This is a genomic window from Paenibacillus xylanilyticus, from assembly GCF_013359935.1.
Classification (GTDB): Bacteria; Bacillota; Bacilli; order Paenibacillales; family Paenibacillaceae; genus Paenibacillus; species Paenibacillus xylanilyticus.
Window position 1 is genome coordinate 533355 of record NZ_JABMCB010000201.1, and the last position, 20872, is coordinate 554226.

The 20872-nt window shown below is 42.9% G+C and carries 18 protein-coding genes and 1 pseudogene; 16 read left to right on the plus strand and 3 right to left on the minus strand.

Going from position 1 to position 20872, the window contains the following annotated elements; genetic code table 11:
• Nucleotides 1–158 precede the first annotated feature (158 nt).
• The 16 genes and pseudogenes from HP552_RS26690 (at nucleotide 159) to HP552_RS26765 (ending at nucleotide 14799) form a co-directional block, all read left to right on the plus strand.
• Nucleotides 159–1688, plus strand: a complete 1530-nt coding sequence (locus tag HP552_RS26690; protein ID WP_376768989.1) for a PucR family transcriptional regulator — start codon at nucleotides 159–161, stop codon at nucleotides 1686–1688.
• Nucleotides 1689–1818: 130 nt separating this feature from the next.
• A complete protein-coding gene (locus HP552_RS26695) occupies nucleotides 1819–3084 on the plus strand; it encodes a cytosine permease (RefSeq protein ID WP_175398372.1) in 1266 nt (421 codons plus the stop codon).
• On the plus strand, nucleotides 3085–4188 hold the full coding sequence (locus HP552_RS26700) for an S-methyl thiohydantoin desulfurase family protein (protein WP_175398373.1): 1104 nt from the start codon (nucleotides 3085–3087) through the stop codon (nucleotides 4186–4188).
• Entirely contained in the window at nucleotides 4181–5731 is a 1551-nt protein-coding gene (locus tag HP552_RS26705) for a hydantoinase/oxoprolinase family protein (protein ID WP_175398374.1), read from the plus strand. The genes HP552_RS26700 and HP552_RS26705 overlap by 8 nt, the downstream gene beginning before the upstream one ends.
• 308 nt (nucleotides 5732–6039) lie before the next feature.
• The gene (locus HP552_RS26710) at nucleotides 6040–7044 is read left to right on the plus strand and encodes an RES family NAD+ phosphorylase (RefSeq protein ID WP_175398375.1); all 1005 of its coding nucleotides are present in this window, start codon (nucleotides 6040–6042) and stop codon (nucleotides 7042–7044) included.
• Between the two features lie 236 nt (nucleotides 7045–7280).
• The gene (locus HP552_RS26715; protein ID WP_175398376.1) at nucleotides 7281–7712 is read left to right on the plus strand and encodes a hypothetical protein; all 432 of its coding nucleotides are present in this window, start codon (nucleotides 7281–7283) and stop codon (nucleotides 7710–7712) included.
• A 238-nt stretch (nucleotides 7713–7950) separates the two neighbouring features.
• Nucleotides 7951–8331 carry a hypothetical protein gene (locus HP552_RS26720; RefSeq protein WP_175398377.1) on the plus strand — a complete coding sequence of 127 codons (381 nt, stop codon included), beginning with the start codon at nucleotides 7951–7953 and terminating at the stop codon, nucleotides 8329–8331.
• A gap of 201 nt (nucleotides 8332–8532) precedes the next feature.
• Nucleotides 8533–8754 carry a hypothetical protein gene (locus tag HP552_RS26725; protein WP_175398378.1) on the plus strand — a complete coding sequence of 74 codons (222 nt, stop codon included), beginning with the start codon at nucleotides 8533–8535 and terminating at the stop codon, nucleotides 8752–8754.
• 385 nt (nucleotides 8755–9139) lie between these two features.
• Nucleotides 9140–9370 (plus strand): pentapeptide repeat-containing protein, encoded by a 231-nt coding sequence (locus HP552_RS26730; protein ID WP_175398379.1) that lies wholly within the window; start codon nucleotides 9140–9142, stop codon nucleotides 9368–9370.
• Nucleotides 9371–9674: 304 nt separating this feature from the next.
• The gene (locus tag HP552_RS26735; protein ID WP_175398380.1) at nucleotides 9675–10118 is read left to right on the plus strand and encodes a PM0498 family protein; all 444 of its coding nucleotides are present in this window, start codon (nucleotides 9675–9677) and stop codon (nucleotides 10116–10118) included.
• Between the two features lie 154 nt (nucleotides 10119–10272).
• Nucleotides 10273–10926: a lysozyme inhibitor LprI family protein gene (locus HP552_RS26740; RefSeq protein ID WP_175398381.1), complete on the plus strand. Its 654-nt coding sequence runs from the start codon at nucleotides 10273–10275 to the stop codon at nucleotides 10924–10926.
• Nucleotides 10927–11161: 235 nt separating this feature from the next.
• Nucleotides 11162–11704, plus strand: coding sequence for a GrpB family protein (locus HP552_RS26745; RefSeq protein WP_175398382.1), 543 nt, complete (start codon nucleotides 11162–11164; stop codon nucleotides 11702–11704).
• 214 nt (nucleotides 11705–11918) lie between these two features.
• A complete protein-coding gene (locus HP552_RS26750) occupies nucleotides 11919–12512 on the plus strand; it encodes a hypothetical protein (RefSeq protein ID WP_175398383.1) in 594 nt (197 codons plus the stop codon).
• A 165-nt stretch (nucleotides 12513–12677) separates the two neighbouring features.
• Nucleotides 12678–13198 (plus strand): annotated as a pseudogene (locus tag HP552_RS26755) (phosphotransferase-like protein).
• A gap of 143 nt (nucleotides 13199–13341) precedes the next feature.
• Entirely contained in the window at nucleotides 13342–14217 is an 876-nt protein-coding gene (locus HP552_RS26760) for an acetamidase/formamidase family protein (protein WP_312884349.1), read from the plus strand.
• 312 nt (nucleotides 14218–14529) lie between these two features.
• Nucleotides 14530–14799 (plus strand): hypothetical protein, encoded by a 270-nt coding sequence (locus HP552_RS26765; protein ID WP_175398384.1) that lies wholly within the window; start codon nucleotides 14530–14532, stop codon nucleotides 14797–14799.
• Between the two features lie 149 nt (nucleotides 14800–14948).
• Here HP552_RS26765 and HP552_RS26770 read toward each other — a convergent pair whose 3' ends face one another.
• From HP552_RS26770 to HP552_RS26780, 3 genes are all read right to left on the minus strand, one after another.
• A complete protein-coding gene (locus HP552_RS26770) occupies nucleotides 14949–16628 on the minus strand; it encodes a type 2 periplasmic-binding domain-containing protein (RefSeq protein WP_175398385.1) in 1680 nt (559 codons plus the stop codon).
• A 328-nt stretch (nucleotides 16629–16956) separates the two neighbouring features.
• Entirely contained in the window at nucleotides 16957–18564 is a 1608-nt protein-coding gene (locus HP552_RS26775; protein ID WP_175398386.1) for a response regulator transcription factor, read from the minus strand.
• A gap of 390 nt (nucleotides 18565–18954) precedes the next feature.
• A complete protein-coding gene (locus HP552_RS26780) occupies nucleotides 18955–20769 on the minus strand; it encodes a cache domain-containing sensor histidine kinase (protein ID WP_175398387.1) in 1815 nt (604 codons plus the stop codon).
• Between the last annotated feature and the right edge of the window lie 103 nt (nucleotides 20770–20872).

Sequence of the window (20872 nt, forward strand, 5' to 3'; positions counted from 1 at the left end):
ATGAAGAGAAGCTCCTTCTGGATGAAATGATCTATTATAGATACAGATTACGTACAGATTGAACAATAGGAGCAGCTTGAATCGAACAAAAAAGTGGTGGTTGAATTGGGGTAACCGTTAAAGATTTACTGCAGCTTCCTTCATTTAGAGGAGCACAGGTGGTCACTGGAACAAGTAGGCTTCATCAGACCGTTTCCTCTTTATCTGTGTTGGAAGTGGCGGATGTCAATTTCTTCTCGCAAATTATCCAAACGGTTCAAGAAGAATGGTATGCTGAAGAGCTGGTCATCAGCTCTTTTTATTCGATTAAGGACAGCGTGGAGCAGCAATGTAAAACAGTTCAATACTTGCATGACCTTGGTGAAATGGGATTGATTTTGTACTATGTTGGCATTGTATTGCCGGATATAGCCGATGAAGTGCTTGAGCTGGCAGAATCGCTGAATTTTATTATCATTTGCATGCCGAGAAACGATTACTCGCTTAGGTATAATGAAGTCATTTATGAAGCCATGGAGGCAATCGTAAGCAATCAGAAGGTGAATGAGCATTTCGTGAATGAATCACTGGAAAAGGTCTCGCTGCTGCCGGAACATTTGCGGAGCGTGGAAATCACCCTTAAACTGCTGTCGGACCGGATGAAAGCGAACATCGTTCTGACAAACAGCAACCTGGATATCATCAATCGTGTCATGTGGCCGCGCAATTCATCGCTTGATGTGACGAGTCTGATCCGGTCCATGGCGCCTTCCATTTTGAACGGCAGAATGGGAGAAGATGAGCTGGATTCGTCCTGCTTTGTTGAATACAAACGGGTTCATCAAAAAAACGGGGAAGTCCTTTACCTGTTTCTCATTAAAGAGAATACAAAGCTGCCTCCGAAGACGATGGATCAAATCAGCGAAGTTGTGCAAGTGGCCATCAATTTGTGGGGAGATAAGCACAATGAGGTCAGCGAGTACGCTTTGGTTAAAGCCATCGTGAATGATGAAAGCGAAAAAATGCGCAGATTGGCCAGTTTGCTCCATATTGACGTTTCCGGGATTCAAATGATGTGGCTCGTGTACATTCGGGATTTGTCGGAGGAAAGAAGGGTAAGGGAAGACTTAAAAGTGCATCTCTTGCAATATTATAAAACCGCGGTCATTCAAACGATCGATCACTGCGTTGTCGTGTTGCTAGGGAATTGTTCCTCTAAATACAATGAGTTTGAAATCGCAGCGGATTATATCGAAACGACGAGCCTCATCGCTGACATATCAAGCATCGTTTATTCTCCGAGAATGCGCAACACACAGGACGTACGTCGAATGTATCAGCTCGTAAACGGAGTCTCTAAAGAGGTTCACCGCATTTATCATAACCGCAAACTATATACCGCGGCTGAAGTTCGTTCCATGAAACGAGCCATAGACCTCAGTAAACAAGGGGAAGAAATCGCTGAAGAATGCTTGTCTGTCATGGAGCCAATTATGGACGACCCTGACGCGTTGAAAACCCTGATGACTTTTCTGCTGGATGCGAAGGGGAATATGGATGATTGCAGCAAGCTGTTGTTCGTCCACAAAAATACGGTAAAATATCGCATTAAAAAAATTTGCGAGCTCATCGGATATGATGTGACCATCAATTCCGAATCGTACGATGTTTATACCGCCTGCATGGTCTACCGTCTCATTCATGACTAAAAAGTTCCGATGTTTTGTCCAATAAGACAAAAACATCGGATTTTTTTTTGTTTTCTGAAAAAGACGCTGACCTACTTCATCTTTTACAATAAGAAAACAATATTCGAACGAACAGGATTGGGGGGATCATATGAAAGCCGTTAAAGAGCATCAATCCTGGTTCAGTCTCGGGATCATCTGGGCTGGCGCAGTCATCAGCATCCCGAGTTTGTTGGTAGGGAATACGCTGATTGCTGGCATGGGAGTATCGAATGTATTGCTTGTCACGTTAGCAGGTTACTCCATTATTGTGCTGCTCATGATTTTGCAGGGGATTCAAAGCACGGATTTGGGAAGGCCGACGGTTCAGGTCGCAGGTCAGGTGTTTGGCAAAACAGGGTCTCGAACGATTTTGTCCATTATCCTCGCTATTGCGTGTCTTGGATGGTTCGGGATCCAGGCGAATGTATGCGGGGAAGCTTTGGCCAATCTGCTAGCCGAGATCGGTATTAATATTCCTGTACCGCTGGCATCACTCATCTGCGGTCTCGTGATGGTCGTTTCGGCCATGTACGGCATTAAAGTGCTGCGGGTGATCAGTTATATTGCCGTCCCTTTATTAATCGGAATCAGCGTGTACGGTCTGATCGAAGCATTGACTGGGGACTCTCTGCAGATCATCCAAAATTATAAGCCTGCGGCCGTTATGAATTTTACCGACGGACTGGCAGTAACCCTAGGTTCATTTGCGCTGGGGGCAGTCATCGCGGGAGATTATTCGCAATTTTCGAGAAAACGGTCTGATGTCCTGAAAGCCGCTCTATTCGGGATTGTCCCGGCAGGCTTGCTGATGATCGGTGCAGGAGCCGTCCTGACGATCGCTTACCAAGCCAGCGATATCACAGCAACCTTTTTGAGCATCATGACGCCGTTTGTTGGCGGTGTGATTTTGATCTTGGCTACATGGAAAACGAATCTTGTGAATGTGATTTCAGGTGGTTTTGCCTTAATTAACGTGTTCAACGTTTCGAAGGAGAAAGAAAAGTGGGCTGTCGGCATTGCGGGAACCCTTGGGACCGTACTCGCTGTCCTTGGCATACTTAACTATTTTACTCCGATCATGTCCATTCTGTCGGCTATGATTCCGCCAGTGGCAGGCGTGATGATTGCTTCCTATTGGGTGCTTGGCAAAGGGGATAAGAGATGCTGGCAAGAGGTTGAGGGTGTGAACGTGTTGGGCGTTGTCTCATGGCTTGTGGGCGCGATCATAGCCTGCACGCCTGTCGTGTTATCCTTGTTCCCCAGCCTGCCGCAGGTACCCAATCAGCCGTTGACCGGAATTGTCATTTCTTTTGTCATATATTATATCGGCTATCGTTTATTTGCTCAGAAGACTGTTATATTGGAGGAATCATAAATGAGATATTTAGATGAAACAGCTGTTGAACATATTGCCGTCGGAGCAGCATTTCTGGGAACGGGTGGAGGGGGAGACCCTTATATCGGAAAATTGATGGCTCTCTCGGCCATTAAGAAGTTTGGGCCTGTCAAACTACATTCCGTGGACGAGATTGGGGATGAGGACTTTTTCATTCCAGCTGCGATGATGGGGGCACCTTCCGTATTAGTGGAGAAATTCCCTCGTGGTGACGAGTTTGTGAAGGTTTTTCAGAAATTAGCGAATTATTTAGGAAAAGACAAGATTGCGGGTACGTTTCCGATGGAAGCGGGGGGCGTCAATTCTATGATTCCTATTGTTGTTGCGGCACAGCTGGGATTGCCTCTGATCGACTGTGACGGTATGGGCCGGGCATTCCCGGAGCTTCAGATGGTGACGTTTAACCTGGACGGCATTCCAGCGACGCCGATGGCCATAACGGATGAGAAAGGGAATATTGGCATCTTTGAGACCATTGACAACAAATGGACAGAACGGCTCGCCAGGGTAGCTACAGTCGAAATGGGGGCCAGTTCTTTAGTCAGCCTGTATCCGGCAACGGGTGCGCAAATGAAGCAGAGTGGTGTCCATCATATCGTAACCCTGTCCGAACAGATCGGAGCAATCATTACCTCGAAGAACCGAGATGCCAAGGACAAGCTTCAAGAGCTGTTGAAACGGGTATCCGGCTATGAGCTATTTCAAGGAAAAATTGTGGATGTTATCCGTGAAACCAAGGGCGGATTTAATCTCGGCTGCATGCATCTTGAAGGCATTGAGGCGTTTAAAGCCGGGGAGATGAAGGTTCATTTTCAAAATGAAAACCTGATTGCTGAAAAAAACGGTCAGGTGGTAGCGATGACCCCCGATTTGATCTGTCTGGTTGATTACGAAACCTTGTTGCCTGTGACCACAGAGAGCCTGAAATACGGTAAACGCGTACGGGTTATTGGATTGCCCGCTCATGAGAAGTGGAGAACGGATAAGGGAATCCAGACGGCAGGTCCAAGATACTTCGGCTATGATTACGATTATGTACCACTTGAGGAAATGGTGAAAAAGGCGGTGGCTGAGAATGTATAGAATCGGGATCGATGTAGGCGGCACCAACACAGATGCCATCATTTTGAATGAGGATCATCAGTTGATCCATGCGGTGAAATCCCCAACAAGCCTGGATATTCGCACAGGGATTGAAACCTCGCTCCGGCAGCTGCTGCAGGGGGCGAATATTGATAAAAATCAAATCACACATGCCATGTTAGGCACAACACAATGCACCAATGCCATTGTTGAACGAAAAAAGCTGGCCCAAGTCGGTGTCATTCGTCTGGGGTACCCGGCAACGGCTTCCGTTGCTCCGTACACGTCCTGGCCTGAGGATATGGTTCTGAAGCTGTCGGGTAAATATGCTCTCGTACAGGGCGGATACGAATACGATGGCCAATTGCTTGGAGAAGTCGATGAAGGCGAAATCACAGCACTCCTGGAGGAGTGGCGCGGTAGTATTGAATCCATAGCGGTCATCGGCGTATTTTCATCCCTTAAAAATGACCAGGAGTTCCACGTTCGCGATCTCATCCATCAAATGTACGGACCCGAATTTCCTGTTTCCTGTTCTTCATTAATTGGTTCGGTTGGTTTAATTGAACGGGAAAATGCGACCATCCTCAATGCGGCATTGTGCAAGGTCATTGAAACGACAACCGAGGGGTTTGTGCAGGCACTAGAAGAAGAAGGCATATTGGATGCAGCGGTGTTTTTATGCCAAAATGACGGTACCTTAATGTCAGTAGATTACGCTAAACAGTTTCCGATCCTGACCATTGCCTGTGGACCTACGAACAGCATACGCGGTGCCTCTTATTTGGCAAAGATCAAAGATACGATGGTTCTCGACGTGGGCGGCACGACATCGGACATCGGCGTTTTGCAGGACGGATTCCCGAGGGAATCATCGGTTGCAGTCGAGGTGGGCGATATCCGCACGAATTTCCGCATGCCGGATATTATCTCAGTGGGTCTGGGCGGCGGTAGCATCGTGCGCTCGGAGAATGGCAAAATTACAGTTGGCCCGGACAGCGTAGGATACAGGATTGGACAAGAGGCGCTTGTCTTTGGCGGGAATACGCTCACGACAACGGACATCGCCGTTCGTCTGGGTCTTGCAGATGTCGGGGATCAGAGCCTGGTAGCGCATCTGGATGAAGACTTTGCTAAACAGGTGCAGGACGAAATTGCAGCTATCATTGAACAGACCATTGATAAAATGAAGACATCTTCAGGTGATGTCGAGCTTGTGTTGGTAGGCGGAGGCAGTGTCGTGATTCCGGACACCATACGCGGGGTATCCCATATGATTAAGCCTAAGAACGGGGGCGTGGCTAATGCCATTGGTGCGTGTATTGCCCAAATCAGCGGACAATATGAGCAGATTTACATCTATTCTACAGAGCCCCGTGAGGCAGCATTAAGAGATGCTCGGGAAAAAGCCGTGAAACAGGCGGTACTTGCTGGTGCCGATCCGGCGACGGTTGAGCTCGTGGAAGTGGAGGAAACCCCGCTCGCTTATCATCCAGGAAATGCGACGAGGCTTCGAGTGAAAGTCGTAGGAAACATGAAGTAGAAGAGGGCTTCACATGAGTTTATACAACTTGTGTGGGGCTCTTTTTTGTTATCGATGAGGCGCAAGTTGATGAGCGGAAAAGAATGAGCAGCGAAGCAAAGCCCGCTGGATCATATGGACATGGGAAATACGTATTATGCTAACATCCCCTTTTTCACAGAATTTCCTTTCGTAAATGTAATATTTTGGGTTATTATATACGTAGTTCGGATAATGGATAGGATGAGTGGCAATTCACGAAGTACATTAATTAGATGTTAGATGAAACACTACGGAATAGATTATAAGAAAAGAGGATATTGATAGAGATGTATGAGTATTTACCAACTTTAAATAAAACAGCAGAAAAGTATCGTACTAAAGCACAAAGAGAACTAAAATACTGCGTTACTTGTCAGCCTTATGATGGTGGCAGTTATGTTTGGATAATGGGAGAAGAAACAACTGTAGAAGAGATTTTTGACAGTATTGATTGTCCAGAAAGATATAGAGATGATATTGTAGAACATCTCGGATGCCCTAATTGTGGAAATAGTTCGTTTGATCGTTATGATACTGTTGGTACAGAGGACAACTATAGAATACGGGTTGAAAGTCATTACAACAAGGCACTCAGTAAATATAATAATAAGATCCAAAGCTTTAGAGAGCATCTTGAACAATTCCCCTCATTAGCAGGATCCCATCCTCTAGGTAGAAAAATTTTTAAAGAAATAAGAGAAAAGAAAGTAGACTCGATAAATGTTGGAGTTACTTCATGGTATAGAGCACGTGGTGTAGACCACTCAAAAGTGTTTGATAGTAAGGATTTGCATGCCCCCCCAGTAGGGAAATCTTCTGGAGGAAGATTTCATCATTCAGGACAAAGTGTATTATATCTTGCTGATAGTAAGGACTTAGCTATGACGGAAGCACTCGAAGATCCATCTGTCCCTTCGATTATTTGGATACAAGAATACAAGTTGATAGAAACGATCGATAATGTATTGGATTTAAGATATGACTGGGATAATTTTGGTCAATTATCTAATCTGACAATGGCAGCATTACTTGCTTCAGGATGCATTTTTGAACGTGTTCAAGATAGAAATAATAAATGGAAACCACAATACTTCATCACTAGTTTTATTGCTGATTGTGCAAGATCAGCAGGTTACAGTGGGATACTTTATTCCTCAAGCAGAGATAGTGGTTTTAATTTGGTACTGTTTAATAATAATGACAACATACAACCAGTAGGTAAGCCAAATATATTTATTTATGAAGGAAGAGGCAGTGTTAATTTCTTTGATGATAGTTTTATAGATTTTTAGTATTTCTATGAAGTCGTGGTGCATCATCTAACATCATATCCACGTATCGGAGCCTGACGGCTTCTCGGTCCGCCCTAAGGGGATTGGCAGGGAAGTGGAATCAGGCGGACACATCTGCACCGACTAACCGCATCGCAACTGGCTCCTGGCGGTGTCTTAAGTCGGTGAGACGTCGTGGATACAGGAACGTTAGCAGAAATCGGTAAAATGACAAATTATTTATCTGGGGTGTTTCGGTGAAGTATACACATTTAAAAAATCTGATTCATGCTGATTTAGTTGAATATAAAGAAGTAGAAGGTATGAAACTTATTTTACGTTTTAGAATTCATAGAGACTCAAATGAACAAAATTATTCTGAATTGATTGATGTTAAAGGTGGTTCATTAATTGACCAAGACGATGAAAGATTTCCGTTAATTGAAATTGAATTTGATTCTTATATAGGTTTTTCAATAAGGAGTGAAAGTTACACATTAAAAGATGAATATGAAGAGTTTGAAGGGAAGATTTTCAGAACTTTCAAGAGATCCAGATATTTAGATTACATTAAATTAGCGACATTTGCATCAGATGAACACCCGGGTCCATATAAACATTATGGAGTTGCTGGATTAAATCATATTGTTGACATTATATCCTCTGATGTACCTTACATAAGAATATAATCAGTAGGTATTTCTAGGGAGTCACGGAATTAGATAACAATGTATTCACGCATCGAGTCGACTTCGTCGACCCTCGGTCCGCCAGATGAATTTCGAGGAAGTGGAATCAGGCAGACACACTTACGAGGCTAACAGCGCTGGCGCGCAGCTGGCTCCACCGGAGCCTTAAGCCTCTCAGCATCGTGAATACGGGAACGATATAAGAAATCCCTAAAAGAATAAAAAGGATGGTAGCTTAATGAATTCAGTGCATGATAACGAAGTGATTTCTTATGAAGTGAATTTAAAGAACGAGTATATTGTTGTACATACAGAAAACAGAGACGAGGCAGTAAAGATTAAATTCTATAATGTGATGGCCCACCTATTTGAAGATCATTTATGTGGCAGTATTCTATTGGACATTACAGATTATGAAATTAACCGATTTGTAGATGAAAGTAAGGAGATATTTGAAAAGCACAAACCGTATGGCTGGCCGATCAGTTACGAGAGCATAGATGAATTGAAAGAGGTACTGATCCAAGGGCAGTATAAGTGCTATATAATCTCCTCTTCATACGGATTTAACGGATGGATACTGGCTAAAGAACTAAGTATAACTAAGGGCAAGGAATGAAAGTCTAAGAAAACAATTAAAGGTAGGGACATCTTATAACATAATATTCACGCTGCGGACATTCGTCCTGGGTCCGGCATTCGCCGGACACCCAGCATACGCTGGGTCGTGAATACAGAACGTTATTAGGAAATCAACACAAAGGTTTAAAGCATAAAGCTGAAAAAGCTACTCCTAAAGCTTAAAGAATAGAGGCTTAGAATGATGAAAAACAGTAGAATAAGAATGCTGATAATATTATTTTTTGGAATAACATTCATTGTTTCTGCTGGAGCAATTCTTTATGTATTGAAGAAGGATAAAAATAGCATGGATTTAGGGCTATTACTGACTATTAATTCATTCTCATTTTTAATTGTAGGTCTAAACCTCATTGTCCTAATTACAAGAAGAATTCAAGGGCAGATGAAAACTGGTGAATAAAAAAAAGAGTAACTCTTGGTATTGTAGTCGATTCAAAGAGGAGGCTGACATCCTACAACAACATATTCACGCATGGAGGCTTATTGCCCTTCGGTTGTCAGATGTATAATCATAGAAGGGGCTCAGACAACAAACGCCCTGCCTAAGATAAGAGCTATCTAAGGCTGTGGCGTTTCGTAAATGCAGAGACGTTAGATTAAATTTGGCGAAGTGCGAAAGTGAAATTTAAAGAGGAGTAATTTATGATAATAGAAACTGAAATGACAATCAAAACATTAAAAGAGCTTGTTAGTTCAGGGGAAAAGCATTTTAAACGAGTCGAAATAACGGAGTACGGAAAAATTCGGAATTTTATTTTAGTGAAGTGATATTTGAAGAATGCATATTGTCATTAGATTTTACTGGTTCTTCATTTAGAAGTGCCAAGTTTATTAATTCAAACATTAAAGCTTCAATTTTTAGTGAAACAGATCTATCTAATTCGGAATTTATTAATAATAGTATTGATGCTTGTGTGTTTAGGAATGCAAATATAGAAGGAATTATTTTTTTGAAAAACACTCAATACTCAAGTGAAAATACAATTGAAGATTTAAAAGAAATGGTGAAAAAATAAGAGAATTAAGGTGATAGTAATTCAAGAAGGCCCAACATCATCTATGAGAACAAGGTAAGCTATTTTCAGGAGCATTATGGTGCTCACTTATGTAAATCAGTTCAAATTAAAATTGGAGGAAAAGTCCTTAATGAATTGATTTATGAATGGGATTCTAGGTTAAGCGTTTCAGCAGCAAGGAAGGAATTCAGCCGGACACATCCACACCGAAATAGGTGTTTTGCACCCGAGGCTTTGCCCTTAAGTCGGTGAGACGTCATGAACACAGGAACGTTATACGTAATATTTCGAAAGCAGGAATAGTATGAAAATAAACAAGGCGATGAAAAATTTATTGAATGGGTTAGCTCAGCCAAACGAATTGATAAGTTTGAATCTATTCAACCCCGATTTTTGTGTATGGGATAATTGCATTGTAATTGATGCTTCAAGTTTAGGAGAGAGAGGTTCTATTGAAGAAACCATTTATCATGATCGTACGGATTTGGAAGCCTCAATTAATCATTACCATCTAGACAACCTAAGAACTGGAATAAAACTCATTTCTAATTGGGAAGAGAATTTAAAGTTGAGCTATCCAGAAAGGGACTTTATTTTAATTTTAAGTTCTACAATTGAAGGAGAAGATGTCGTTATTAGGTTCTATCAATTCAGAGATAATGAACCTGAATGGATTAGATTAAACGATCTTGAAGGATATAAAGAAGAAGCCATTTTAGTAATTGAGATTTTGAATAAAGTTCAATGATGCGGATTGCTTTGTATAACATAATGTTTACGCAGCGGACATTCGTTCTTGATCCGGCATACACCGGATACTCAGCATTGGCTGAATCGTTAATACAGGAGCGTTATGCGCCATTACCTGTAAATATTAAAGATAATATTTAAGGAGATAACTTATGAAAACTAAGATACTCTTATTATTTTTTATGACGATAATGTGTTCATCTTGTCAAGATAGTAGTCAACCGACTACTTTAAACAGCGAAACTAATTCAAAAATGAATATTGAACTGCCTCCTGACGTAGTGAGTACAAGTGATGGAACAGAATCAAAAGAGATAACGGAAGGTCGATTAGATCCTTCTAATAATACAGGGTTACCCATGAGCATTGGGAACCTTGATTTGAAAGGAGAATTTTATGATGAAATGCTTCGTAACCCTATAGATCATGATTATGAATTGGAATTTAATGAATTTCAAAATTCCAAAGAGATTATTACAACATTGGAATGGGGGGCATTTGAAAGCAAATATACAGAGATTTGGGATAAAGAGTTGAATCAAATATATAAAACGCTTCTTTCTAAGTTGGATAGAGAACCAAGAGAAGCACTAATTGAATCGCAGAAAGAATGGTTACAATATCACTTAAGGGAAACAAAATTTGTAGAGGAGACATTTATTTATAATGGTTATCTTGGATCAACAGGACCAGTAAGCCTAACCAAAGTTATATGGGAGAGAATTAGGGAAAGAACAATGCAATTATTTGAATATCGATATTTGCTAGATGGTGAAGTTGAGTTTGTATACCAAAGTGAAAAATAAAGTTGGAATCTTGATCAAAGGTTTTCAGATGATGCTTCGAATGCAGTAACGGCGTATATCTCTGTATTCAAGCTGCGCGATACCACCCTTTGGTTTTTAGATGTATAATCGTGGAAGAACACTCAGACAACATACGACCCAGCCTAAGATAAGAGTTATCTAGAGCTGGGTCGTTTCGTGGATACAAGAGCGTTATGAGAAATCTTCGTAAAATAATTACGCAAGGAGCATTCCAATGAAGATTCAAAAACAAGTGATTATTGAAGGATACAATAATGAATGGCCAAGAGCGTTCAATATAATAGAATCGATTATATCTAACAAATTAAATAGACTGGTATTACGAATTGAACACGTTGGAAGTACGTCAATCCCGAGTCTTTCAGCCAAACCAATTATTGATATAGATGTAGTAATTGAATCTATGGACTGCCTGCCACAGGTAATCAAAAAACTAGAAGAATTGGGATATATTCATGAAGGTGATTTGGGGATTAAAAGCAGAGAAGCATTTGCAAGAAGGGACGTTTATGTACCCTACACTAGTGAAGGCAATGAGAAGCACGAACATCATCTATACGTATGCAATAGGGAAAGTGAAGAATTGAAAAGACATATAATGTTTAGAAATATACTAAGAAAGCATCCTTTATTAGTATCTGAGTATGAGGAGTTAAAGTTCCAACTAGCTAATAAATACAGAAACAATCGCCAAGCCTATACTACTGGAAAGACAGAATTTATTACGAGAATAATGAATGAATACCAAGATATTTAAGTGTATTTCAGGTATACGGTTACATCTGATAACAAAGCTTCTTCGCTGCAGTCCATTCGGCCCTTGATTTGCAAGCTGAGGTAACCAGAGAAGCGGATTCATCTTATCACCCTACGGGGCTAAGTCTGTCGCTTCTTAAAGTCTCTTTGGTTCGTAGATAAAGTAACGTTAGCTAAATTCCCTAAACTACCTATTTAGAGGTGTACATTCAGAGATGTCTTATACAAAACCGGTTATTAGAGAACCTTATTATGATTGTCCAAAGTGGTTTGATAATGATGTGTATCGTTCTGAGTATCTTACGCTCTCGGGCAAGTGCACATCTTCTGAAGTTGAACTCTTTTTAATACACTTATTTGGATATAGCAATACAAACATAGATCAATCAATGGAAGATACTTTTAATGAACTACTTGCGAATGAATCTGTAGCTATTTTGGGTGGTATTGCTTTTTATGAAAGTGAAGAAAAATGTATTATGCCAAGTTGTTGTTGTGGTCTAGAACAATTTAAGGAGATTTATAGTTCTATTCTTAATAGAGAGAGTCCCTGGCTTGGACATGATCCTTCACCGGAAATAACTTTTAAGGATAACATGGCCATCGTCTGGTCTAATGATCCAGATTCTAATGGTAGATCGGACGTTTTCCATATTGATTTTAAGTTTGAAGAAATTTTATCATGTCTTGAGCAATCTAAATATGACTTGAAAGATTTTATTGATAAACCGCTCTTTGAATGGATTTATCGAAGAGATCAAGCTACAGCTAATAAAATGAAAGATAGAATGTATGAGTGGTTTCTTTAGGAATTGTAATTATTAGTATTTCTAAGAAGGTAGAAACAGCAGCTATCATTATATTCACCTACGGATCGGCTGTAGCTGCCATAAAATTTTCGGGTTGGTGAACACATAAAGTTATCCAGTCCCGAATCTTTTAAAAAATAACCGACGCAAAGGAAGATGAGAAATATGGATAAAGGGAGAATTATATTTTTAAATGGTGTAACAAGTTCAGGTAAAACCTCAATAGTAGAAGCTATGCAAACTTACTCTGAACCGTTTTTTTATGTTGTGGCCAATGATCTTTTGAAAATACGATTGGTGATAAACACCTACAAGATAATTACTGGAAGCATCTAAGTGAAGCAATAATAATGATGTATCACACAGCAACATTATTTTCGGATCGTGGAAAGAATATCTTAATCGATGGCATACTTGTTGAAAGACCTGAGTTAAAGCCACATTACGATAAGGTCATGGAAATTTTTAATGGGTACCCTTTGGATATCGTCGAAGTGTATTGTCCTTTAGATATCTGTCGTAAGAGAAATGTAGAACGTGGTGACAGAAGGGAAGATCAATCTGATGAGCAAAACAAAATAATGTCGCAAAACATTCGCTATAGTTGCTCAGTTGATACAAGTTTAAATTCACCAGAAGAATGTGCGGACATTATTATTACATCATTATTTCAAAAAAATAAATAATCTCAAACATTTTATTAATTCAAAAGATCAGAGCTATCTAACGGGGAATTGACATCAGGAACAGAGGAACGTTATACGAAATTAGCGTAAATCAGAAACCTTGGAGGCGATTTCATGAAAGTACATAAGATTGAGTTAGCGAAGTGTCTCCCATTTTTAAAGCAACCTCAGGAGATTCCATCCGATTCGAAACGCTTGACGCTGGTTGGGGAATGGGAGCGAGTAATTCTGAACGAAAAAAACCTTTCTCGAGAAGGGAAAAGATAGATGGGGGACACGCATTAGTAGGCCCTATTTTAATAGAAAATGCAAAACAAGGAATGACACTAGAGATAATATTTAATGATATTATACCTGGTCATTATGGATTCACAGCTGCTGGACAATACCCTAATTGGCAGAACCAAAAGTTACACTTAACTGAGTACCAGGAAATTAGCCTTGACTGGAAACTTGATAACAAATTGATGGTGGGAAATTGCGATATTAATGGGAAAACATTCACAGTATCATTAAAGCCGTTCATGGGTGTCTTTGGAATGCCGCCAGAATCAGGCGGAGTACATTCCACGTGGCCACCACGATATTGTGGAGGTAACATAGACTGCAAGGAGTTAGTAAAAGGCAGTAAGTTGTATTTACCGATATCTGTTGATGGAGCTTACCTCGCAATTGGTGATGGCCATGCCCTACAAGGAGATGGCGAGGTGAGTTGCCAAGCAATTGAATGCCCAATGGAAGTTGTTGATATAACGGTTAACGTAATTGAAAACATGAGTTTGTCAAATCCAAGAGCGAATACACCAGCTGGATGGATCACATTCGGATTTCACGAGGACTTGAACGAAGCGACGGTTCAGGCGCTTGATGGTATGCTCAATTTATTGGGTGAATTATATGGATTGAATCGTGTGGAAGCTATTGCATTAGGAAGTTCAATTGTAGACTTGCGAATTACGCAAATCGTCAATGGGGTTAAAGGGGTGCATGCTTGTTTACCTCATGGAATTTTAAAGTAACTCAAAGGGGACGCAAAATTCTTAGAACTCCAAATTCACGCATTGAGCCTATCGTCCCTTGGTCCGGCAGAGGGATATCAAAAAGAGGAAGCGGTTGAGAAAAGAGCTATCTAATCTTCAAGAAGGTGCAAAATGAATAAATGGATCGTAATCTTAGTTTGTTTCCTTCTATTTGCAACAGGTTGCAGTACTACACACAATATCAACACCGATACAACCAAAGAATTAACAAAAAGCTTGAAGGAACTTTCTCCGTCAATCGAAAGAGTCCAATTTACATTTACTCGTCCAAACCTTTCTTGCAGAATAGATATGCGCAACGAACCGAGTAAAGAGGAACTGGAATCCATTCTTATGGAAATGGACGAATTTTCAACTGTAGATAACATCAACGAAATTGCTCGAAGTGTCAAATGGGGGTTGGAAATATCCAATATCTATCTGGATATCAACACGGATCAAAATAAAAAAACAATTGAACATGCGTATTATGCTAGGTATTTCAAGACATCCGACGCCAGTGACCACTCAGATACAAACATTGAGGGGTACGGGACGTGGTATGAGTTGACCGAACAATAGAAATGGGTATCCTTCTTAAAACCACTCAGAGGTTCTCATAAACAAAGGGTGGTTATCCTAATCTTGAACGAATAGAACAAGCCGAAGCGGAATTACACGCTTCGGCTTGTTCTTGTTTGTTTACTTTTTACCAAAACCCTAACCCAATCTTACTTCCCACTTACCGACTTAAACCAGTCGTTCACTTCTTGCGTGATCTGATCTCCGCCATTGGATTTCCAGTTGGCGACGAATTGGTCAAAGGCATCGACCGGCAGTTTGCCGTAGATGATTTTGTTGAAGGTTTCCATCTCGGACTGGCGAAGCAGGTTCCATTTGGAGACCATCGTTGGCGTTGCTGCGCCGGTGAAGTAGTTTTGTTTGCGAATGTCGAGCTGCGACATCACGACTTTGGCAGCAGCCCAGTTTTCGGGTTTGCGGAACTCGGCCATTTGTTTCTCGTATGGGGTTTCGGGCTTCTCGCCGTCAGCCAGTTTTACGAGTGTTTTCATGTACAGATCCGGAATACGGGCCGGGCCGGTCAGGAACGGGAATTCGTTGGAAAAGTCTTTGATCTTCTCTTTGTCACTGGTTGGTTTACCGTCAATGATATCCCAGTCGTATCCTTTGGCAAAGCCGTACTCATATGGACTGCCCGCAGCCGGGTTGGCCAGGTTATCGAGCAGGTAGTTGTAGTATAGGAAAATGGCTTCCGGATGCTTGGCATCCTTGTTGATCATGATACTGGCGTTGACGCCAGAGTTCTGCCACTTCGTACCGATCTTGCCGTCTGGACCTGCTGGAATCGGATAGGCTTTGTATTTCGCGCCAGGTACGTTCTTGAGCAGGTCTGGTGCTGGCCAGTCTGGTACCCAGTTGGCTCCAGGCAGGATGCCAGCGGTGCCAGCGGTCCAGCTTTCGGCGGATTTACCTTCATCCCACAGGGCAGAGTCTGTATGGATATACCCTTTGTTCATCCATTCATTCAGCTTGGCAAGGGCTTGTTTGGCACCGGGATTAATGGAGCCGTACTCCAGATTGCCATTCGCGTCTTTGTTCCATTGTTCCTGGATCGTGCCGTAAGCGCCGAATAACCAGTCGAGCGAGCCCATCCAGGTGTTGGTGTTATTTTTCAGCGAGATCGCCAGTGGGAATACTTTATCCGGAGACAGGCCGTCCGGGTTTTCGTTTTTGAATTTGTCCATGATATTCTCAAGATCTGCGATGGTCTTTGGTGCTTCAAGATTCAGCTTTTCCATCCAGTCTTCTCTGAGCCAGAGCAGGGTATCGTCGTTATCGGTGTACTCCAGGATTGGCATGTTGTATTTCTTGCCGTCCTTGGTGAACGGGTACCACAGCTCGGGATGTGCTGCTGCGTGATCTTTCAGAATTTTGTTGGCGTACTTGTCGAAGAGTTCATCGATGGCGATGAATTGACCAGAGTCGATCAGTTGATTGGTGAGTACCGCGTTCGTCGGAACGGATACAAAGTCAGGAAGCTTCTCGCCTGAAGCAATCGCCAGCTGCAGCTTCTGTCTGTATTGATCGTCATTGGCCGGATACCATGAATCCTTATGCTTCATGCCCAGCGTTTCGAGCATCCAGCGATCGTGTACGTTGTTTTCTTTGGTGTCACCTTGCACATATTTCTTCGGCATACGCACCGAACTGAACTCAATGGGTGGGTCGTATTTTCCTTTGGCAAAAGCAGCTTCAGCCTCGGCTGAGCCGACAGTCGCCGGTGTATCGTCGGTACCATTCTCACTGGCTGAGTCGCCACTGCCGCACGCAGTGATGGTGATAAGTGCGATGACCATGAGCAAGGACCACCATGTTTTGAATTTGATCATTGTTCAATCCCCCTACGGTGTATGATCTTTACAAGTGTAACTGTACCAAGCCGGGCGGGAGGGCATCTATATGAGTTTGTTAGTTTTGATAGGACTCTATTAGTGAAAGTTCAAAAAGATCGGTTTTCAGTACCGAGAAGATGGGATAAAGCTAGAAATGGAGTAGCGGAGCGTAGGAAGCTACGTGAGCAACTACAATGTTTCCAAAGGAAACATACTTCGTAAGCCTCCCGCTTATTTCGGCTGAATCCCATATTCGACGCTGATGATGCCGTGAGGCATGATTCGTAATCAAAAGCGGACTTTTTGAACAACCTCTTTAAGCTGTTTAATGCTGGTCTCGATATTCCTGAGGGGTGACGCCGAACTGACGCTTGAACACTTTGATAAAATATGCCGGGTCCATATAGCCAATCTCCAGGCTGATTTCATATACTTTTTTGGTGGTCGTGACCAGCTTGTGGCAGGCCCGATCCATACGCAGGCGTGAAATATAATCACTGATGCCTTCGCCTGTTTCGATCTTGTAAATCTTGGACAGATGGGTAGGATGCAGGTTCACATGGTCGGCAAGTACACGCAAAGACACATCCAGATGCAGGTTTTTATCCGTAAACTCCTGAATCTTCTTCACATATTCGGACCGGGTATCCTTGACCTCATTGGACGTGCCTTCCTTGAGTTTGGCGAGTACACCAAGTGACCATTTGCGCAATTTGCTGATAGTGGAGAAGGCTTCGCCGCTCTGAAGGTACTCGATATCACTTCCCATAAGGTTCGTCAGTGTCAGCTTGTTCCGGTGGGCAAGATTGGTGAACGAAGCGGTAATGAGAAAACCTGCCTCCATGCAATGCTCCCACGATTCGGACCATTTCTCGTCCAGTTCCGCGCAGACGGCACGTATTTTCTCCTCGGCGGCATCCCATTGTCCGCTCTCCAGCAGATGAATGAAGGTCGGCGGGGTGTAAAGCACGTCCAGTGGACCTTGGGCCGCAGCCGTCTCCACATCGCTGACCCGCATCACGAATTCGCGTTCGTCTCCGACGATCTGCCGGAAATAGGCGGATGCCTGACGGAAACGATCGTAGAGCTGGTCCGGAAAGGTGAACCACTCGGTAATGACGATGGAGAGGGAGCCTTTCAGAAACTGTTTTACTTTGGATTGAAGCTGAATGGAGAGCTTCTCCAGAATGGTTTCTTTGCCTATATCGTCATTCCGTTCTTTCAGCTGCAGCAAAAACACTACATATCCGTGCTCCTCCTTCACACCCCACACGTTCATAAACTCACCCATAATCTCTTCCGCCATGTTGATGATGGCATACTCGATCAGGGTCTGATCATGGCTGTCATAGTGTCCGAATTCTTCATCTAACCGAACGAGCATGAGTGCGGCGTCCCCGGCGTGAAAAGGCAGATCGTAATTGGCGAGTTTCCGCTCCCATTCGCTGGATGAATAGCGATGTCCCTGCAAAGCTTCCAGAAGCAGTCGCCCGCGCAAGTGCGGAAGGTTCTCCCTCAAGGTAAACTGGGTTCGACTCAGTGAACTGACGAGTTCCCATTCGTTGTTTAATTGGTCCATGGCCTTCTGCACGGCGCCCATTAATTCATCGTCTGTCGGCGGTTTGAGCAGGTAGTCTACGGCCTCGTACTGGATGGCTTTTTTGGCGTAATCGAATTCGGAATACCCGGATAACAGAATGCATTTTATTTTTTTGTCCCGGATCCGGATGCGTTCAATCAGTTCAATGCCTGTCATTTCCGGCATCTGAATGTCCGAGATCACGATATCGATGGGGTGGGTGTCGATCAGTTGTAAGGCTTCATGCGCGGAGTACGCTCTATGTACCTGTTCGATCCCCAGGGTGTGCCAGGGCTTGGTCATGGACAGGTTATCGACCCAGTGTGCTTCATCGTCTACGATCATCATTTGCATAATTTTTAGTCTCCCTTGGTGGTGTAAATATAAGGCCTAGAATGAAAATCAATGGATACTTCTTGTGAACCCGAAGTCGCTACGGATTCGAAGGGTTCTTCCGATCGCTGTTCAAGCCCCATTTCCGGATTAGATGATAGCAAGGTTGAAATGGGGCTTGAAAGGCGAACACTTCGTTTCTACAGAATCCCTTCAATCCTTCGCTTTGGTCCACATAACGTTTAACCCTTTATTTATAAACAAGGCCCAACATAAAGATGGAATTGTAATAAAAGTGCAGCGTATGCTTCTTTCCAATGAAGCTTTCCTGTAGCAATCCTTTAGCTTCGCTCTTCAGATTTTTTCTGTCCTCTACGTTAACGTGTAAATGTTTTGTTCAAATGAAATGGCTCAACTTATATTAATGTCGGTGTCACGCTCAGAATCTGTATCTTCACTGGGTATCTCCCAGACGATTTCGGTGCGGAATCCGCCAAGTGGGGATGGGCCGAATAGAAGATAGGACTGACTGCCGAACAGGTGCATGATTCGCTGGTTCGTATTCCAGAGGCCGCAGCCCATTTCCTCCTGGAGCGGCTCCTGCATTTTCAGGTTTAGTGCTTCGTATTGTTCCGGGCTTAAGCCGGGGCCGTCGTCATCGATATAGATTTTGCCAAAGCCGTTCGAGCTCTCCCCGGTAATGCGAATCTCCCCGGATGAATAGGACTTCGCCACACCATGTATAACGGAATTCTCAACCATAGGCTGAAGCATTAATCGCGGTACAGTCTGGGCAAGCATGTCCTCAGGGATATCGATGTGATACTCAATTCGCCCATTGCGCAGCTTCTGGATATCCAGATAGTTGATCAGCAGCTTAATCTCTTCCTGGAGTGAAGACGTCTCCCGTTCCATGCGGGTGGTGTACCGATAATATGCACTTAGGTTATGCGCCATGGAGACAACAGCTTGTTCGTCCTTCATCTGGGCCATGTTGATGATATAGCCTAGACAGTTATATAGAAAATGGGGATTGATCTGCGCCTGCAGCTGCTTAAGCGTCGCTTCTTTGGCTCTAATTTTTTCGTGAAATACATTCTCGATCAGGTCTTGAATCTGGTGGGACATATCATTGAATCGATGGAATAGGAATGAGAACTCATTCTGATCCTTGCTATGAAGACGTACGGAATAATCACCTCGCTGTACGCGGCGTAAGCCCTGGATTAATTTTTTGATCGGATATTGAATGTTTCTGTACAACAGAATCGAAGCGGAAATGCCCACTACAAACAGCAGGGTCATAAAGAGATAGAACAGATTCCGGCTGAGTGAAATCGGCTGCAGAATCTGATACAGCGGGACCACGTCGACCAAATGCCAATCCAGGTAGGAGGATTTTACAGCGCTAACCAGATACTTTTTGCCGTTCAGATTCACAACATCCTGTGTAGTATCCTCCGGGGAATGTGTATCCAGATAACGAATAAGTTCCTCCGATAACTGCTTGTCTGCACTGCGATTCATAATGGGGTCATTGCCCTTGTGATAAAGGAAGGGATCCCCCTGCCCACCTGCCTTGTACGTATCGAGCATGTTCTGAATGTTCTCATAACTGAAGCTGGCCTCAATAACGAGATTGCTGCCAGTCAACATCCCCGGTTGAGCCAAGGAATCGGTGTAAAACCAGTAAAAGGACTGCATGCCCTCCTGCGAATCCGCCCCTTGATCCCCGTATGTCCATTGTCCGCTCATATTGCGTTTCAAATAATCCTCGTCATACCCGGACGAGCGATTGTAGTTGGCGATAACATCCTTGTTCTGCTGTGAGTATACGGCATATCGGGTGTTCCATATATCGGTGACGCCGGATTGGAGCACCATCTTTTCCTGGATGGCATAGCGGGTCTGCATCTGATCGTATCGGTCATCCCATATGTTCAAGCCGTTAAAAGCCCGGACATTGGGATCTCTTGACAGGATCAGACTGAAATCCATCATCTGATTAATGCGGGAATCGATCTGACTGGCTAGAAACGTGAGCTGTTTCGTATTTGAAATCTGCAGTTCTTTGCTGACCACGTTATAGGTGACGTTGTTCGAGTAGGTGTACATGATAATAATGGGGATGAACAACAACACGATTAAGCAGTTGATTTTGGCAAACAGGCTAAACCGGGAACGGGCACTTCTTTCGAATAATATAAAGCGCTTCCATATATGCATGAAAAGTCTCCTTTAATTTCGTTTTCAAAAAGGCTGGTAATCACGAGATCCCTAACAAAACCCTATCCGGCCTAACAATGTTATATAGTCAGAGCTCAGAATG

What these genes read in the sequence shown, in the direction of transcription:
- HP552_RS26750 (WP_175398383.1), top strand. Translation starts at nt 11,919, where the DNA reads ATGTCTTATACAAAACCGGTTATTAGAGAACCTTATTATGATTGTCCA.
- HP552_RS26695 (WP_175398372.1), top strand. Translation starts at nt 1,819, where the DNA reads ATGAAAGCCGTTAAAGAGCATCAATCCTGGTTCAGTCTCGGGATCATC.
- HP552_RS26710 (WP_175398375.1), top strand. Translation starts at nt 6,040, where the DNA reads ATGTATGAGTATTTACCAACTTTAAATAAAACAGCAGAAAAGTATCGT.
- HP552_RS26765 (WP_175398384.1), top strand. Translation starts at nt 14,530, where the DNA reads ATGCGCAACGAACCGAGTAAAGAGGAACTGGAATCCATTCTTATGGAA.
- HP552_RS26775 (WP_175398386.1), bottom strand. Translation starts at nt 18,564, where the DNA reads ATGCAAATGATGATCGTAGACGATGAAGCACACTGGGTCGATAACCTG.
- HP552_RS26745 (WP_175398382.1), top strand. Translation starts at nt 11,162, where the DNA reads ATGAAGATTCAAAAACAAGTGATTATTGAAGGATACAATAATGAATGG.
- HP552_RS26780 (WP_175398387.1), bottom strand. Translation starts at nt 20,769, where the DNA reads ATGCATATATGGAAGCGCTTTATATTATTCGAAAGAAGTGCCCGTTCC.
- HP552_RS26770 (WP_175398385.1), bottom strand. Translation starts at nt 16,628, where the DNA reads ATGATCAAATTCAAAACATGGTGGTCCTTGCTCATGGTCATCGCACTT.
- HP552_RS26725 (WP_175398378.1), top strand. Translation starts at nt 8,533, where the DNA reads ATGATGAAAAACAGTAGAATAAGAATGCTGATAATATTATTTTTTGGA.
- HP552_RS26720 (WP_175398377.1), top strand. Translation starts at nt 7,951, where the DNA reads ATGAATTCAGTGCATGATAACGAAGTGATTTCTTATGAAGTGAATTTA.
- HP552_RS26700 (WP_175398373.1), top strand. Translation starts at nt 3,085, where the DNA reads ATGAGATATTTAGATGAAACAGCTGTTGAACATATTGCCGTCGGAGCA.
- HP552_RS26705 (WP_175398374.1), top strand. Translation starts at nt 4,181, where the DNA reads ATGTATAGAATCGGGATCGATGTAGGCGGCACCAACACAGATGCCATC.
- HP552_RS26740 (WP_175398381.1), top strand. Translation starts at nt 10,273, where the DNA reads ATGAAAACTAAGATACTCTTATTATTTTTTATGACGATAATGTGTTCA.
- HP552_RS26735 (WP_175398380.1), top strand. Translation starts at nt 9,675, where the DNA reads ATGAAAATAAACAAGGCGATGAAAAATTTATTGAATGGGTTAGCTCAG.